Here is a 17,379-nt window from a genome sequence, read left to right as displayed (position 1 = left end):
ACCGTGGTCTGCCGAAAGGACCCCCTGATGCCTCCATCCGCCGACGCGCCGTTCGCGCTGTCCGTCGACTCTGGCGGCTCCGATCTTCCTGTTTCGGGGCCATCGCCCCGACTTTCCTGGAAGCCGAGCATCGCCGCCGATGAGTACGAACTCGAGGCGACCATCGACGGCGTGGCTCAGCCGCCAGCCCGCTCCAACTCGCACCGATTCTTCGGCTGGCCATGGCACGCGCTACGGAGCCGGCAGCGAGTCGAATGGAGAGTGCGCGTCGTACACGGGGTCTGGTCTAGGTGGCATCAGTTCGAAATCGGACTGCTCGATGACGACTGGTCATCTCAATGGATCAGCCCAGTGGAAGGCGCATCCAGTACCCCCGGGACGCGGCCAGCGCACGCACTGCGCACGACATTCACCTTCCACAGCGACCTCAGGCGGGCGCGGCTGTACTCAACGGCGCTCGGCCTGTACGAGGCGTTCATCAACGGGCGCCGGGTCGGGACGGCAGAGCTGACGCCCGGTTCGACCTCCTACGACCAGACGGTCTACGCCCAAGCAGCCGATGTGACCGACGCGATCCAGCCCGGAGAGAACACGCTCGAAATCGTCCTGTCCGACGGTTGGTACCGCGGTCAAGTCGGAGCCTTCCGCGAGCCCGCCGGATGGGGCGAGCAACTCGCCGCCCGTGCTGAACTCCACCTCGACACCGCCGACGATGAAACGACCGTCGTCGGCACCGGGCCGGAATGGACCTCGAGTCCGAGTCAGATCACCCGCGCTGGCCTCATGGGCGGACAGACCACCGACTTCACGTTCGCTTCGTCTGAGGCCGGCCCGGTGATCGTGGACGCGGTCACCGCCCCGCCGATCGCCTGGTCTCCCGCGCCGCCCGTCCGCGTGATCGAGACGACAGCGCCCATCGCACTGCGACGACTGCCCGACGGCGCGGTCGTGATCGACTTCGGCCAGAACGCCTCCGGCTGGATCACCCTCGCAGACCTCGGGCCTGCCGGCGCGCGGACCATCATCGACTACGGCGAGCACACGGGTCCCGACGGCGACCTCGACACCTCCCACCTGGATGCGGTCCATCCAGGCAAGCCGCCCATTCCGTTCCATCAGCGCGACGAAGTGATCTCATCCGGCCGGAAGGGCGAGGTCTTCACTCCTCGCCACACGATCCACGGCTTCCGGTACGCACGACTCCGGAGAGAAGGCGGCGACCTGACCGGTCTGCTCGCAGCATCCGTCTCCATGGACATCGTCCACACAGCCCTCACCCGCACCGCCGGTCTGGTCACGAGCGACGACGACCTGAACCGGCTCGCCGGAATTGCCGACTGGAGCTTCCGCGGCAACGCAGTCGACGTCCCCACCGACTGCCCGACCCGCGAACGGCTCGGCTGGACCGGCGACTACCAGGTCTTCGCACCGACCGCCGCACGCCTCTACGACGTGCTCGAGTTCACCCGAAAGTGGCTGCGCTCCGTCCGCGACGACCAATTCGACGACGGAAGGATCGCGAACTTCTCACCCGACGGACGCCGCGCCAAGCTCAACCTCGAATCGCAAACCGCCATGATGACCGGCTCGGCCGGCTGGGGCGACGCCATCGTCGAAGTCCCCTGGACGATGTGGAGCGCCTACGGCGACCGGGAGATCCTCGCTGAGAACTGGGACGCGATGGTGCGGTGGGTCGAGTGGGCGTTGGGCGTCGCCCGGACGCGACGCCACCCTTCTCGCTCGGCGCGATCGGCTGAGGCGGCCCCGCACGAGGAGCACCTCTGGGACGCCTCGTTCCATTGGGGCGAGTGGCTCGAGCCTGCGCAGCGGGCGGAAGACGGCACCCTCATCAACCCGATGCAAGCCGACCCAGCAGCCTGGTTCATGGCCGACAAGGGCGAAGTCGCCACAGCCTTCCTCCACCGCTCCACCCGACGCCTGGCCGACATCGCCAGGATCCTGGACCTCCACGACGACGCAGATCGGTACGGCACGATCGCCGAGCGGGTTCGCGATGCCTGGCGCACCGAGTACCTCAACGACTCCGGCCGCACTGAGACCGACAGTCAGGCGAGCTACGTGCGAGCCCTCGACTTCGACCTCATCCCCGAACAACTCCGCGCGGCGGCCGCGACCCGACTCGTCGAGCTCGTTGAGAGCTCAGGCGACCACCTCACGACAGGCTTCCTGTCGACGGCGAAGCTCCTGCCCGTCCTGACCGACACCGGTCACGCCGATGCGGCATACCGCGTGCTGTTCCAGCGCACAGCGCCATCCTGGCTCGGCATGCTGGACCATGGTGCAACCACGATCTGGGAAGACTGGGATGGAGTCTCGGAGGACGGTGTTGCCCGAGATTCCCTCAACCACTACAGCAAGGGCGCGGTGGCGAACTTTCTCCACACCCACGTCCTGGGACTTCGCCAAGCACCCGGCGGCGTGGCGTGGGAGCAGTTCGTCATAGCCCCCGTCATCGGAGCAGGGTTGACGCACGCCCGCGGATGGTTCGACAGCCCTCAAGGGCGGATCGATGCGGCATGGCGTATCGACGGTGATGACATCGAAATCGAGCTCGTCGTGCCACCGGCCTCGCGGGCGACGATCATCTTCCCGGGCGGCGAAGTCGTCGAAGCTGCCCAAGGTTCGGTGCATGAATGCCGGCCGCTGGTGAGCCGGGAATCCAACAACACAAGGAGTCGAGCATGACCCGGATCGTGTGCAACCCCCTCGACCTCGAGTATCGGTATCAAGACGTGCGGACACCGTTCGGCGGACGCAGCGTGCACCGTGAGGCCGCCGACCCGACCGTCGTGCACTATCGCGGCCGTTACTACATGTTTGCGTCCATGACCCGGGGATTCTGGCACTCCGAGAACCTCGTGGAGTGGACACTCCACCCCACCGACAAGATCCCCGCCGTCGACTACGCGCCCGACGTGCGTGAAGTCGACGGCGCACTCCTCTTCACGGCATCCCGTCGTACCAATGGCCGCTTCTTTCGCAGCGTCGATCCCCTGGCGGACGACTTCGAAGAGGTGGCTCCGAGCGACATCGCCTTCTGGGATCCGGACACGTTCCAAGACGACGACGGTCGACTGTTCCTGTACTGGGGCTGCTCGCACAAAGAGCCCATCTCGGGTGTCGAACTCGACCGTCAGACGTTGCAGCGGATCGGCGAGCCCGTCCCTCTGATCGCAGCCGACACCGCAGCTAGGGGATGGGAGCGCACCGGCGACGACTACGTACCCCAGATCCGGCGAGGGATCAGCGGCAAGATCATGGATGCCTACATCGGCGACGCCCCCTTCATCGAAGGCGCCTACATGAACCGCGTCGGCGGACAGTACTACCTCCAGTACGCCGGCCCCGGCACGCAGTTCAACACGTATGCCGACGGTTACTTCACGGGGACGAGTCCGCTCGGCCCGTTCGAGTACGACGAGCACAGTCCCTTCTCCTCGAAACCCGGAGGATTCATCACCGGCGCCGGACACGGCAGTACCTTCCAGGACCGGCATGGCAACTGGTGGCACGTCGCAACCATGCGTGTTTCGGTCAATGCCGACTTCGAGCGGAGGATCGGCCTGTTCCCCGCTGGCTTCGACGAGGACGGCGTCCTGTTCTGCAACCAGAACTTCGCCGACTACCCCATGCATGTTCCCGACCGACCGTTCGACCCGTGGACCGAAGCGTCCCCGGGTTGGATGCTGCTGTCATACAACGCGTTCGCCACTGCTTCGTCCTCGCTTACCGACCACGAGCCTGCACTCGCCACCGACGAATCTGTACGCACCTGGTGGGTCGCCGGGTCCAACCAGCCGGGCGAATGGCTGCAACTCGATCTCGGCTCGGAGATGAGCATCCACGCGCTGCAGGTCAACCTCGCCGACCACGAACTCGAACGCCACGCACCGAAACGCAGAGACCTCACCAAGGTGACGTTCGGCAAACGAGCCGTCTTCCCGGACTCCCAACCTACGGAGCTCCACCTCGAACTCTCCGTCGATGGGAAGGAATGGACGACCGTCCACGACACTCGTGGCACGAGAGCGGACACACCACACGCCTTCATCGAGTTGCCCGAGCCTCGCGCCGCGCGCTTCGTTCGGGTCACCGCCGGCGCGATGCCCTTCGGCGGTTCATTCGCGGTGAGCGGCCTGCGGGTCTTCGGCCTCGGGGATGCGCCCAAGCCGGCCGCGATCACCCCCACCATCACGCGCTCCGACCCACGCACCGCCTCACTGACATGGAACGCTGCATCGAATGCAGTCGGCTACAACGTCAGATACGGACTCTCGCCCGAGAAGCTCTACCACAGCTGGCTTGTCTACGACCGCACAGACCTCGACGTCGGCTCGCTCAATGCCGGGCGAGCCTACTGGTTCGCCATCGACAGCTTCAACGAAGCCGGCGTCACAGAAGGACCCGCCGTGCGCGTGGACTGAAGGGGGTGGCACATTGCCGGAACTGCAGACACGTGTGTGGCCAACTGCGGCTGCATCCTCGATCAATATTCGACCAGTTCGATGCTCAGGTCGGCCTGTCGCCGACATCAGCGAATCACTACGTGAGCGGGGTGCTGACGTGAAGCGAACGGGCCATAGAAGATTGGTGTGGTGCGCCGCGGTACGTGTGTCCAGAAACGCTCCCAAAACCCCGCCGGTGGCCCTCTCCGAGCACGTAACTCTCCGTAGCAACCCGTACACTGGTGCCATGAGAACCGCGGAATTCCGCGGGATTCTGCCCCTTCAGCGGGAGTGGAAATGGGCCGCGACGACTCACCGTTGTTCTTGGTTCGAGTCCAGGTACCCCAGCACTCAATGGCGCAGGATTTCGCGGCAAAATCATAATTTGCCCATCCTTCGAGAGACTCATTTCATCGGGCGTAGACCTGATCATCTCGAAGCTCCCTACTCCGTGGGCTGACGCTCGACTGCAGCCAGTACGGAGACGGACCGGGGTCCGACGACGACGCTCACGGTGTTGTCGGACAGAGGCCGGGGGACGGCCGGCACGTCGTCGGGGGCAGGGGCGGCGGTGTCTGCGGCCAGCGCCCAGCAGTGGGTGGCCGGAAGCCGCGGGAGCTCGAACTCGAGCGGTTCCCAGTAGGCGTTGAAGGCTACGTAGAGGCGGGTGTCGGGCTCGTCCGCGTGGGTGAGTTCGAATGCGAGTGAGTGCGACGTGTCGCCCCAGTCCGGGCTATCGGCTTGGATGCCGTGCCACGTGATGTCGGCTCCGCCGGGGTGCGCCCAGAACCGTTCGTCGCGGTAGAACGGACTGGAGCGACGAAACCTCAGCAGCCGTGCCACGAAGTCGGAGAGTTCGGGGTTGCGCTCGACCAGATCCCAGTCGAACCAACTGAGCTCGTTGTCCTGACTGTACGCGTTGTTGTTGCCGTGCTGGGTGCGCCGGACCTCGTCGCCCATCACGAACATCGGCCGCCCCTGAGCGAGGAGCAGTATCGCGAAGAGGCTTCGCAGTTGCCGTTCCCGGAGGGCCTCGATGGCGGGATCGTCGGTGGGGCCTTCTGTGCCGCCGTTCCAGCTGTCGTTCTGGTCGGTGCCATCACGGTTGTCCTCGCCGTTCGCCTCGTTGTGCTTGTGGTCGTAGCTGACGAGGTCGTTGAGGGTGAAGCCGTCGTGGGCGTCGACGAAGGTCACGCTCCGCATCGGGTCTCGACGGGGATCGCCGAAGATGTTCGGGCTGCCGCTGAGAGCGTCGGCGAGATCCCGGACGGTGCCGTTCTCCCCCTTGACGAAGCGGCGGACCGTGTCGCGGAATCGGCCGTTCCACACCGCCCATCGGTCACCGGCGAACGATCCGACCTGGTAGAGCCCTGCTGCATCCCACGGCTCGGCGATGATCTCGGTGCCTGCGAGCACTGGGTCGGTGTCGATGTCCCACAGGATCGGAGGATCGGCTAGTGGTTCGTTGTCCTGCCCCCGCGACAAGACCGATGCGAGATCGAACCTGAAGCCGTCGACATGCATGTGCTCCACCCAGTAGCGAAGGCTGTCCAGGATCAGCCGGCGAACGATCGTGTGGTTGGTGTTGAGGGTGTTGCCGACGCCGCTGTCATCCACGTAGCGGGATGGATCCTGGGGATCCAGGAGGTAGTACGTGCGGTTGTCGATTCCCCGCATCGACAGCGTCGGGCCGTTGACGCCGTCTTCGGCGGTGTGGTTGTACACGACGTCCAATATCACTTCGATGTCGGCGCGATGCAGCGCCTTGATCATGTCGCGGAACTCGTCGACGGCCCCAGTGGGCTGTTGGTTCGAGCTGTATGCCCGGTGTGGTGCGAAGAACGCCACGGGCTCGTAGCCCCAGTAGTTCGGCCTGCCCGCAGGCGCGGACTGGCGATCGAACTGGAACACCGGCAGGAGCTCGACAGCGTCGATGCCGAGTTTCCGGAGGTAGGGGATCTTCTCGATCACTCCGGCGTACGTGCCCCGAAGCGGCACGGGGAGGCCCGAGTTCGGGTGATTCGTGAAACCTCGCACGTGCAACTCGTAGATGGCGCCGCCCCGGCCGCTGCGGCGGAGGGGTCGGTCGCCCTCCCAGTCATAGGCGTCCGGGTCGGTCACGACGCCGAGCATGGCGGCGGCGGTGTTCGGGGTGTCCGGTCGTGCTGCCAGGCCTCGCTGGTAGCGGTCGTCCACGACCTCGCGGGCGTAAGGATCGAGCAGGAGCTTGGAGCTGTCGAAGCGAAGCCCCTGGTCGGGTCGATTCGGCCCGGCGATGCGATAGCCGTATTGCGTGCCCGCCGCCAGCCCGGGGATGAAGACGTGCCAGTAGTTGTCGGTCCGGTGGCGAGAGGAATCGAGCGGAATCGTGGCAGCCGCGTCTGTCTCGCCCGGCTTGAACAGCACCAGCTCGACCGATTCGGCATCGTGCGAGTACAGCGAGAAGTTCACACCACCGGTGCGCGTCGTGGCACCGAGCGGGGCGGGGGTGCCCGGCTCGGGATTGATGGAGGGAGGGATCGTCATGATGTCGTCCCCGCGTCCGGGCGGGTGTCGTCGTCACGACGGGAGGTCTTCGCGTCGAATGCGTCCTCATCGCCGATGAGTTGCATCATCCGGGCGACCAATGCCGTCCAGCCGGTCTGGTGGCTCGCTCCCAGGCCGGCACCGTTGTCGCCGTGAAAGTACTCGTAGAAGGGGATGAGGTCGTTCCAGTGCTCGCTCTCCTGGAACACCGCATTGCCGCCGAAGACCGGGCGGATGCCGGTCTCATCCCGCAGGAAGATGCTCATCAATCGCTCGGAGAGCTCCGCAGCGATGTCCCTGAGCGCGAGTTCGCGGCCTGAGCCTGTGGGGTATTCGATCATGACCTGGTCCCCGTAGTACGACGCGTAGGACAGCAGGCCCCGGATGAGCAGGAAGTTCATCGGGAACCAGATGGGGCCGCGCCAGTTGGAATTGCCGCCGAACATTCCGCTGTTGGATTCGGCCGGCAGATAGTCGACGCGGTATTCCTGACCAACGACGTCCACGACGAACGGATGGTCCCTGTGGTATCGGGACACGGACCGGATGCCGTGCTCGCTGAGGAACTCGGATTCGTCCAGCATTCGCACGAGCAGTCGACGGAGCTTCGTCTCGTCCAGTACGGACAGCAATCGTCTATCCCCGATACCGGGCTCCGCCAGGGTGGGGAACCGGGCGGCGAGGTTGGGCCTGTGGGTGCGAAGCCAGTGCACGCGCGCCATGAACTCGGGCATCTGGCTGACGTCGGCGGGACGCAGGACGACACAGGCGGCGAGGGGGAGCAGGCCGACGAGCGACCGCACCTTCAGTCGCGCCGTGCGCCCGTCCGGCGTCGCCAGGACATCGTAGAAGAACCCGTCCTCGTGGTCCCACAGACTCCCATCAGGGTCGTCGGGGTCGTCCATCGCAGCCGCGATCCACAGATACTGTTCGAGGAACTTGGCAGCCATCGACTGGTACGACGGGTCGTGGCGTGCCAGTTCGAGCGCGATCTCGAGCATCTCCAAGGCGTAGAAGGCCATCCACGCCGTTCCGTCAGCCTGTTCGAGATGGCCGCCGGTGGGGAGCGGGGCGCTGCGATCGAAGACACCGATGTTGTCCAGGCCCAGGAACCCGCCGCCGAACACGCTGTTGCCGTCGGGATCCTTGCGGTTGACCCACCACGTGTAGTTCAGCGTGAGCTTGTGGAACGCCTCTTCGAGGTAACGGAGGTCTCCTTCGCCGCGCGCCTCCTTCTCCGCCTCGTACACGCGCATCACGGCCCAGGCGTGCACCGGCGGGTTGACGTCGCTGAAGTTCCACTCGTACGCGGGGATCTGCCCGTTGGGGTGCAGGTATCGCTCGTCGAGCATCAGCGCCAGTTGCCCTTTGGCGAAATCGACGTCCACGACAGCCAACGACACCGCATGAAAGGCCAGGTCCCACGCGGCGTACCAGGGGTACTCCCACTTGTCCGGCATCGAGATGATGTCCTCGTTCACCATGTGGAACCAGGCCGCGTTGCGCAGCGTGGACCGAAGTTGCGCCGCACGCGTCGTGACGCCGTGCCCGCCGAGCCACTTGGTGACGTCGTACGCATAGAACTGCTTCGTCCACAGCAGGCCGGCGAGGGCCTGGCGCATGACGAGCGCGGAGTCGGCACTCAGCGAGCTGGGGATCACCCCGGCATAGAAGGTGTCGGCTTCGCGCCGGCGTCGCGACACGGTCTCAGTGAATCGCGCGCCGAAAGGACCACCGTCCGCGCTGAGGGATTCCGGGTCGAGGTCGGTGAGGCGCAGCGAGAAGCGCTCCGTGGCTCCTGCCGCGACATCGACCGAGTAGTGAGCAGCGACCTTCGTCCCGGGTCCAGTCGGATGGGCAGCCTCGCTGTCGCCATGCACCACGGCCTCGCCGATGCCGTCTTTGACGTATCGCGTGACGTTCGGGTCGCCGAACAGCCGCGCAGTGTTCGTCTCGTTATCGCAGAACAGAGTCGCCGGGCGGTTCGCCGCGTACAGGAAGCGCGTGCCGATCCCGTCGTGGTCGGCCCGCACCACCGTCGCGCCAGGGAGATCGGCCAACCGCTCGAGCGTGGGGCGGGGCTGAGTTCCCTCACTCCAGGTGTTTCGGAACCAGAGGGTCGGCAGGAGGACGAGACTCGCCTGCTCGGGACCCCGGTTGGTGATCTCGATGTTGATGAGGATGTCTTCCGGGGACACCTTCGCGTACTCGACAGTCACGTCGAAATAGCGGTCCTCGGCGAACGCGCCGGTATCGATCAGCTCGTACTCGAAGTCGTCGACGCTCCTGCGGCCGTTGGTGGCGACCAGATCCTCGTACGGGTACGCCGTGTGCGGATACTTGTAGAGGTATCGCATGTACGAATGCGTCGGAGTGTTGTCGAGGTAGAAGTAGTACTCCTTGACGTCCTCGCCGTGGTTGCCTTCGGTGTTCGTCAGCCCGAACGCCCTCTCCTTGAGGATCGCATCCGCGCCATTCCACAGTGCGAGCGCGAAACACAGCGTCTGTCGATCGTCGGAGATGCCAGCGAGCCCGTCTTCTCCCCACCGATACGCCCTCGATCGAGCATGATCATGAGGGAAGTAGGCCCACGCGTCGCCATCCGCGCTGTAGTCCTCCCGGACCGTTCCCCATTGCCGCTCACTCAGGTAGGGCCCCCACCGAAGCCAGGGCACACCGTGCCCGCGCTCGACGAGGCGATCGCTTTCAGCGTCGATGTCCGCTGCTCGCCGCCGCCCTCCCTGGCCGGGCCCCCGTTCATGCATCGAACACTCCGACATGGTGCATGGTCAACCGCCTTCGCTCGGTGAGCTTGACCATAGCGGCAAGTTGTTTCACTCACGTGAATGTCGGCTCAGACGACGCGGCAGGTGACACCTCGCGTCACCCGTACGTGCTACCGTCATCTGCGATAGCGCCTAGGGTTCCGGGATCGAGAGATCCGACTGGTCCGAGCGGCGCCACGGCCACCGCCAACGGGGGCCGTCATCTGACAGGACAAAAGCCCGGAGGACCCCGTTCGTCGCGCCCGCGACGCACCGAAGGGTCCCGTGTCGTCTGTCGCTCTCGTCCTTGTCCTGGCTGCAGCCGTCTGCCACTCGGCGTGGAACATCCTCGCCCACGGTGTCAGTCGCATCGGCCTGCCGTTCCTGTGGTGGGGTGCCCTCGCCAGCGCGGTGATCTGGCTGCCTCTCGTGCCGTTCACCGGCGGTATCGGCACGGGCGACCTCGGCGGCTTCGTACTCGGCGTGGCAGTGTCGGCCGCGCTGCACTGCGCCTACATGCTCGTGCTGCAGCGCGGCTACTCCACCGGGATGCTCTCGACCGTCTATGCGACGGCGCGGGGGACCGGTCCCCTCGTCACTGTCGTCGTGGCCGTGCTCGTTCTGGGGGAGCGGCCGTCAGCGTGGGCCATGCTCGGCATCGCCGCGATCCTGGCCGGCGTCGTGGCGATCGGGCTGCTCGATCGGCCGGCGGCGGATGCGGGCGTCGGAGCGCGAACACCGATGCGACACCGCCGGATCGACCCGGCGATCGCCTGGGGAATCGCGACCGGCATCGCGATCGCCGCGTACACGCTCTGGGACGCGAACGTCGTGCGGGAGGGGCACGTGTCCCCTGTCGCCTTCATGGTAGGCTGCACGGCCGGGGAGATCGTGCTGTTCTCGGCTCTGCTCGGTCGGCGGGCACACGAGCTCGGCACTGTCTGGCGGGAGCACTGGGTGCGCATCCTGACGTTCGGCATCCTGTCGCCGCTGTCGTACATCCTCGTGCTGTTCGCCGTGACCCTCGCGCCGGTCGCCCTCGTCGCGCCGATGCGCGAGGTCAGCGTCGTGATCGTCAGCGCGTTCGGCGCGCTCGTGCTGAGGGAGGGCCGCGGAGGATGGCGGGTCGCGGCATCCGTCATCGTCGTCGCAGGGGTGGTGCTGATCGGGGCGTGAGCGCTTACTCGCCGACGGGGCGGATGAAGTGCTCGCCGGAGATCGCGCGCCCCGATGCCGACACGGTGAAGCGCACGATGTCGCTGCGATACCTGTCGTCGGACGCTTCGAACACGCGGCCGTCGGCCCGTCGCGTCACGCGGCGCAGGCGCAGGATCGGCGAGCCGGGCTCGACCTCGAGGAGCCTGCTGTCGAGGTCGTCGGCCGCCACCGCATCGATCTCGTGATCGACCTCCGAGTACGGGTGGCCTCTTTCGGCGAGGTACTCGGTGATGGAGACCGTGTCGAGGTCGATGTCGAAGAGCACCCGGCCCACCTCCTCGATGAACATGAGTCGCTCGAGCATCGTCGGGCGGCCATCGAGGAGTCGGAGACGGATGACCTCGACGACGATGTCGCCGGGCTCGATGCCGAGCATCCCGGCCTGGTCGTCATCGGCACGGCGAAGTGAGACCTGCTGGGTGACGGCGCCCGGCTCCGCTCCCATCTCGCGGGCCCATTTCGTGAAGGGGATCGAGACGTCGACGGCCTGGTGCGCCTTGCGCTTGACGACCCGGCTCGGGCGACCACGAGTCGTCTCGATCAGCCCTTCGCGGCGGAGTTCGGCCAATGCGTTGCGGATGGGTCCCCGCGAGGTGTTCCACTGCTGCGCGAGCTCGCCCTCGGTGGGAACGTCGTCGCCTGGGGCCAGCTGCCCCGTGGAGATGCGCTCTCGGAGGTCATCCGCGATCTGTTTGTATACACCGAAGGTCACATAGGCATATTACATGGGCAGAACTCCGGCAAACCAGCGCAACGCACCGTTCACTTATGTCTACTTCTCGTGAACAAACGGTGAATGCAGGCCGAGATGGGTACATAACTATCGTCGGCGATGGCAGCATGTTGAGCGTCCACCACACCGGAACTCCTGCCTGAAAGGCCATCATGTCCACGCGATTCTCCCGCTCCATCGTCGCCCTGCTCGGCGTCGGGGCACTCGCCGCCACCCTCGCCGGATGTTCCGGCACCGCCGCAACCGGCGACAGCGCGTCCAACGACACCGCAGACACCGTCTCGTACGCCGTCGACGAGAACACGATCGTGTTCGGCGTCGTGCCCGACTCCGTCGACACCGAGACCAACTACCAGCCGCTCATGGACTACATCGCCCAGGAGACGGGCAAGAAGGTCGACTACCACGAGTCCACCGACTACGCGGCGCTCATCGAGGCCGCTGTCGCGGGCAAGATCGACGTCGCGTCCTTCTCCGGGTTCACCTACGTCACCGCCAAGAACAACGGTGCCGCCATCACTCCGATCTCGTCGATCATCACGGAGAAGGGCCAGGAGCCCGGGTACTACTCGCAGGCCATCGTGCCTACGGGAAGCGACATCACCGACCTGGCCGGCTTCAAGGGCAAGAAGGTCTGCTTCGTCGACCCGTCGTCGACCTCGGGCTACCTGTTCCCCAGCTACAACCTGCTGAACGAGGGCATCGACCCCGAGAAGGACGTCACCCCGGTCTTCGCGGGCAAGCACGATGTCAGCGTCACCAAGGTCGGCGAGGGCGTGGAGTGCGAAGCCGGCTTCGCCGAGGACAGCGAGGTCGCCAAGAGCGACAAGGTGAAGGTCGTCGACGAGACGATGGTTCCCGGTGCTCCGATCGTGGTGTCGGACACCCTGCCCGAGGACCTCAAGACGAAGCTGACCGACGTGCTCAGCGAGGTCACCATCGACGACATCATCGCTTCAGGCGTGACCAGCGCCGACAGCGACGGGTTCCGCAGTGTGTTCTACGCGACGTCGCCCGTCGACGACGCGTACTACGACACGATCCGCGACATCTGCAAGAAGACGAACGCGGACCAGTGCCAGGGCTGACGCCCGACCACTGAACAGCGATCACCACGTTGGGAACCGGAGAAGGTCATGAGCGAGACATCCGTCGTCGAAGTCGCAGGACTCACGAAGGAGTTCGGGCGCACAGTCGCGCTGAAGAACGTGGCGTTGCGTGTCGAACCCGGCGAGATCGTCGTGCTGCTCGGCCTGTCGGGCTCGGGCAAGTCGACGTTGCTGCGGCAGCTCGTCGGGCTCGAGCCCACAACCTCCGGCTCCGTGCGCGTGCTCGGCGAGGAGGTGCCGACCCTCGGTGGTCGGCGCCTCCGCGCCCTGCGCAGCCGCATCGGCTTCGTCTTCCAGCAGTTCGAGCTCGTGCCATCGCTCACAGTGCTCGAGAACGTGCTCACCGGAGCGCTGGCAGAGCTGCGCGGGCCGCGACTCGGTCTCTGGGCCTACCCGCGGCGGTTGAAGCTCGTGGCGCTCGGCCACCTCGACAGGGTCGGGCTGCTCGATCGCGCCTACCAGCGCGCCGACACCCTCTCAGGTGGGCAGCAGCAGCGCGTGGCCATCGCCCGGGCGCTGATGCAGGACCCCGAGATCCTCCTGGCAGACGAGCCCGTCGCCTCTCTCGACCCCGAGTCGAGCGACCAGGTCATGAGCCTCATCCGCGAGATCGCGATGGAGGCAGGCCTCACGGTGGTGTGCAGCCTGCACCAGGTCGACCTGGCCCTGTCGTGGGCCGATCGCATCGTCGGGCTCCGGCACGGCGAGGTCGTGCTCGACACGTCGGTCGACGGTCTGTCGAAGGGACAGGTGATGGAGGTCTACGGTCGTGTCACGACGTCGACCAGCGAGCTCGAGGCGATCACCGTCGAACTCGCCGAATCGGCTCAGTCTCGAGCGGTCGTCGGTTGATGTCGACCATCACGGCCTCGGCGCCGGCGCCGGCGCCGGCGTCGCCGCCGCCTCTCGCACCCCGCCCGGATCGCTCCATCGCCGAGCGGGCGCCCAAGCGCGTCGTCTCGCCCGAGCGCGTCGCCGCCGCATCCACTCTCCTGGTGATCGTCGGTCTCGCCGTCGTCGCCGTGGCGGAATCGGGCATCTCCCTTCCGGGGATGATCGAGAGCTGGAGCCACGCCGAGCGCTTCTTCGCCCGCGTCGGGCCCATCACCTTCCCCGAACCCGCTGAACTCCTCTACCTCACGGCGCTCACCGTCGGCCTCGTGCTGTGCGGCACGCTGCTCGCCGCCGTGATCTCGGTGCCCGTCGCCTACATCGCAGCCTCGAACACCACGCCCGGGCCGGCCTGGCGCGCCGTCGGCCGGTTCATCACGGTGCTCACGCGGGCCGTACCCGACGTCGTGCTCGCCATGGTCTTCGTGCTCATGTTCTCCATCGGCTCGCTGCCCGGCATCCTCGCCATCGGCATCCACTCCATCGGCATGATCTCGAAACTGTTCGCCGATGCCATCGAACAGATCGACGAGGGCCCGCGGATGGCGATCCGGGCGGCCGGCGGATCGAAGTTCCAGCAGTTCACGAGCGGCATCCTTCCTCAGGTGCTCCCGTCCTGGGTCGCGACGGTGCTGCATCGCAACGACATCAACCTGCGCGGCTCCGTCGTGCTCGGCTACGTCGGTGTCGCCGGTCTCGGACTGGAGATGTCCTACGCCTTCAAGTCGTTGAACTACTCGCTCGGACTGGGCATCGCCCTCGTCATCTTCGCGCTCTGCGTCGCCATGGAGATCGTCTCCAGCGTGGTGCGCCGCGCGATGCTCGGCAGCCAACCCAGCGGTCGCGGCCTCGGCGACAGGGTCGTACGCGGAGTCACTGGCGCGCGGGCAGCACGCACCACGCGGCGAGCGGATGCCGCTCGAGCAGGTGGTTCGGCCTCAGCCCCGACACCCGTCCCCACCGCAGCAGCCGGCGACCTCGAGGCCGCGCTCCGGCGCCCGTGGACCGGCTCCCGCGTTCGCAACACCGTCTGGGGCTGGACGGCTGTCGCCGTTGTGGTCGGCAGCGTGCTGATCTGCGATATCCACTGGGGAGACCTCGTGACGTTCTGGGCGAAGGTTCCGGCCGTCGCCGCCCAGTTCTGGCCTCCGAGCTTCGGCAACTACGAGCCGTCGACCCTGTTCGCCGCGATGGGGATGACGATCGGCATCGCGCTGGCCGCGACGCTGCTCTCGTTCGGGTTCTCCGTCGTCATCGGCTCGCTGGCGGCACGGAACGTGGCCCCCAACGGCACGGCGCGGTCGTCGATGCGGCTGGTTCTCGTGATCATCCGGGGCGTGCCCGAGATCATCCTGGCGATCGTCCTGATCGTCATCACCGGACTCGGCACTCAGGCCGGAACTCTCGCCCTGGCCTTCGGAGGCATCGGGCTCCTGGGCAAGCTCATCGCCGACTCCTTCGAGGAGGTCGCATCGGGCCCCGAGCGGGCGCTCCGGGGCGCCGGGGCGACGCGTGGCCAGGTGTACGCATCCGCGACCCTGCCGCAGGGCAGACGGGCCCTCCTCGGCCACAGCTTCTACCTGCTCGACTCGAACATCCGCTGCGCGACGATCCTCGGGATCGTCGGCGGCGGCGGAGTGGGCTACTACCTGCTGAACGCAGGACAGGGCTCGCACTACGCCGTGGTCACGACGATCGTGCTGATGATCCTCGCGACAGTGCTCATCATCGAAGGACTGGCCGTGTGGATGCGGCGGGTGTTCCGATGAGCGGCACGACGGAGCGCGGCTACGACGTCGCCGTTGTCGGCTCGGGCATCATCGGCCTGGGAGTGGCCTTCGCCGCGCACGCCCGTGGACAGCGCGTGATCGTCTTCGACCGGGGGAGCGAGCCCACCGGCGCATCTGTGCGCAACTTCGGCCACCTCTGCTTCACGCCCCAGCACGGCATCGCCCGCGACTTCGCCTTCGCCTCGCGCGAACTCTGGCTGACGCTCGCGGCCGAGGCCGGAGTTTGGCTGCGGCAGTCGGGAACCCTGGTCGCAGCGCGGCACGATGACGAACTCGCCGTGCTCGACGAGTTCGCTGCCGAGCGGAACGGCGAGGTCGAACTCCTCACGGCGTCCGAGGCATCGGCACGGATGCCGCTGGCCCCGGGCACGGCCGTGGGTGGAGCCTTCCTCCCGCTCGACCTCCAGGTGAACCCGCGCCAGGCTGTGGCGTCGATCGCCGCTCATCTGGCCCGCCACGGGGTCGAGTTCCGCTACCGCACCTCGGTCGGCTCAATCCGGTGCGGTCGTGTGGAGACGAGTCGAGGAGCCGTCGACGCGCGCGAGATCGTCGTCGCGGCGAACCACGACATCGACCAGCTCTTCCCCGACCTCGCCGAGCAGCACGGCATCGAGAGGTGCGGGCTCGACATGCTGCGCGTCTCGACGACGCTGCGGACGCCGCTGGCAGCACCGCTGCTCACCGGCTGGTCGCTCGTGCGCTACGGGGGATTCGCGGCGATGCCCACGGCAGGTGCCCTGCGCGAGCGTCTGCACACTGAGGACCCGGCCCTGGCCGCCCTCGACCTGAACCAGATGTACACCCAACTGCCTGACGGCTCGCTCATCGTCGGAGACACGCACTACCGCGGCACCGCGATCGCTCCGTTCCAGAGCGAGGCCTCCTTCGACGCGTTGCTCGCCATCACGCGCGAGCTCTTCGGCGTCACCGACCTCCGCGTGCTGGAGCGCTGGCAGGGCGTGTACGCGAGCGGGCCGAACGACTTCCTGATCGACCAGCCCGAACCGGGAGTGAGCGTGCTCGCGGCGACGACGGGCATCGGCATGACCACCGGGCTCGGACTCGCCGACAACCTGGTCGCCGGCCTGCTCGGCGAGGGCGCCATCTCATCCACCCTGAAAGGAACAGCATGACAACCGCAACCACCGCCCCGGAGACGCAGGCGCCGACGCAGGCGCCGACGCAGCAGCGATCCTGGGCCGACGTCGAGCTCATCGTGCTCGACATGGCCGGAACCACCGTCAGCGACGACGGCGCCGTCGAGCAGGCCTTCGCCCTCGCGGCCGAGCGCAGCGGCATCGGTGCCGGTTCCGACTTCGAGGCCTCACTGCAGTACGTGCGCGACACCATGGGACAGTCGAAGATCGACGTCTTCCGGGTGCTCGCCAGCGGCGATGAGGCCGCTGCTGAACGCGGGAACGCCGCCTTCGAGGGGGCCTACGCCGAGATCGTCGCCCGGGACGGCGTCGCCGAGGTGGACGGGGCCGCCGACGTCATCCGCGAGCTGAGCGCCGCCGGAGCATCCGTCGTCTTCACCACGGGCTTCGCACCCGCGACGCGTGACGCCGTGCTCGACGCGCTCGGCTGGCAGGAGCTCGCCGACCTGGCACTGTCGCCCGTCGATGCCGGACGCGGTCGCCCGCACCCCGACCTCCCGCTGACCGCGCTGCTGCGCTCCGGCGCCCCGAGCGTGGCATCGATGGTCGTCGTCGGCGACACCCGCAGCGATGTCGAAGCGGGCAGACGGGCCGGTGCCGGCCTGGTCGTGGGCGTGCTGACCGGTGCGCACGACCGGGCCGCGTTGACGGATGCCGGTGCCGATGCCGTGATCTCGAGCATCCGTGACCTGCCCGCTCTCCTCGGCCTCCGCGGCGAGTAGCC

General features: G+C 66.9%; 11 protein-coding genes. 8 read left to right on the top strand and 3 right to left on the bottom strand.

The window, feature by feature from the left end:
* Positions 1-27 precede the first annotated feature (27 nt).
* Entirely contained in the window at positions 28-2,706 is a 2,679-nt protein-coding gene (locus ASF30_RS01710) for an alpha-L-rhamnosidase (protein WP_082467378.1), read from the top strand.
* Positions 2,703-4,445 carry a family 43 glycosylhydrolase gene (locus ASF30_RS01705; RefSeq protein ID WP_055900621.1) on the top strand — a complete coding sequence of 581 codons (1,743 nt, stop codon included), beginning with the start codon at positions 2,703-2,705 and terminating at the stop codon, positions 4,443-4,445. Before ASF30_RS01710 ends, ASF30_RS01705 begins: the two co-directional genes overlap by 4 nt.
* Before the next feature lie 465 nt (positions 4,446-4,910).
* On the opposite strand, the gene glgX is transcribed toward ASF30_RS01705, so the two are convergent.
* Together glgX and ASF30_RS01695 are read right to left on the bottom strand one after the other, a co-directional pair.
* Entirely contained in the window at positions 4,911-6,992 is a 2,082-nt protein-coding gene (glgX, locus tag ASF30_RS01700) for a glycogen debranching protein GlgX (protein ID WP_055900618.1), read from the bottom strand.
* The gene (locus ASF30_RS01695; RefSeq protein ID WP_157496860.1) at positions 6,989-9,757 is read right to left on the bottom strand and encodes an MGH1-like glycoside hydrolase domain-containing protein; all 2,769 of its coding nucleotides are present in this window, start codon (positions 9,755-9,757) and stop codon (positions 6,989-6,991) included. Before ASF30_RS01695 ends, glgX begins: the two co-directional genes overlap by 4 nt.
* Before the next feature lie 285 nt (positions 9,758-10,042).
* Here ASF30_RS01695 and ASF30_RS01690 point away from each other — a divergent pair, with 285 nt between their 5' ends.
* Positions 10,043-10,933, top strand: coding sequence for an EamA family transporter (locus ASF30_RS01690; protein WP_055900612.1), 891 nt, complete (start codon positions 10,043-10,045; stop codon positions 10,931-10,933).
* A 4-nt stretch (positions 10,934-10,937) separates the two neighbouring features.
* Here ASF30_RS01690 and ASF30_RS01685 read toward each other — a convergent pair whose 3' ends face one another.
* Complete coding sequence (locus ASF30_RS01685) at positions 10,938-11,687, bottom strand: GntR family transcriptional regulator (RefSeq protein ID WP_055900609.1); 750 nt, start codon at positions 11,685-11,687, stop codon at positions 10,938-10,940.
* A 173-nt stretch (positions 11,688-11,860) separates the two neighbouring features.
* On the opposite strand from ASF30_RS01685, the gene ASF30_RS01680 reads away from it, so the two are divergent.
* From ASF30_RS01680 to ASF30_RS01660, 5 genes are read left to right on the top strand one after another with little or no spacing between them, the layout of a single operon-like run.
* Positions 11,861-12,796: a phosphate/phosphite/phosphonate ABC transporter substrate-binding protein gene (locus tag ASF30_RS01680; RefSeq protein ID WP_055900606.1), complete on the top strand. Its 936-nt coding sequence runs from the start codon at positions 11,861-11,863 to the stop codon at positions 12,794-12,796.
* 48 nt (positions 12,797-12,844) lie between these two features.
* Entirely contained in the window at positions 12,845-13,669 is an 825-nt protein-coding gene (phnC, locus tag ASF30_RS01675) for a phosphonate ABC transporter ATP-binding protein (protein WP_055900603.1), read from the top strand.
* A complete protein-coding gene (locus tag ASF30_RS01670) occupies positions 13,669-15,477 on the top strand; it encodes a PhnE/PtxC family ABC transporter permease (protein ID WP_055900599.1) in 1,809 nt (602 codons plus the stop codon). The genes phnC and ASF30_RS01670 overlap by 1 nt, the downstream gene beginning before the upstream one ends.
* Positions 15,474-16,631 (top strand): TIGR03364 family FAD-dependent oxidoreductase, encoded by a 1,158-nt coding sequence (locus ASF30_RS01665; RefSeq protein WP_055902382.1) that lies wholly within the window; start codon positions 15,474-15,476, stop codon positions 16,629-16,631. Before ASF30_RS01670 ends, ASF30_RS01665 begins: the two co-directional genes overlap by 4 nt.
* Positions 16,628-17,377 (top strand): HAD family hydrolase, encoded by a 750-nt coding sequence (locus tag ASF30_RS01660; RefSeq protein WP_082467377.1) that lies wholly within the window; start codon positions 16,628-16,630, stop codon positions 17,375-17,377. The genes ASF30_RS01665 and ASF30_RS01660 overlap by 4 nt, the downstream gene beginning before the upstream one ends.
* Positions 17,378-17,379 lie beyond the last annotated feature (2 nt).

It is taken from the genome of Leifsonia sp. Leaf264 (genome assembly GCF_001422325.1).
Lineage (GTDB): Bacteria > Actinomycetota > Actinomycetes > Actinomycetales > Microbacteriaceae > Orlajensenia.
The sequence above is the reverse complement of the archived record's forward strand: the minus strand, read 5'-3'. Positions and strand labels throughout refer to the sequence as shown.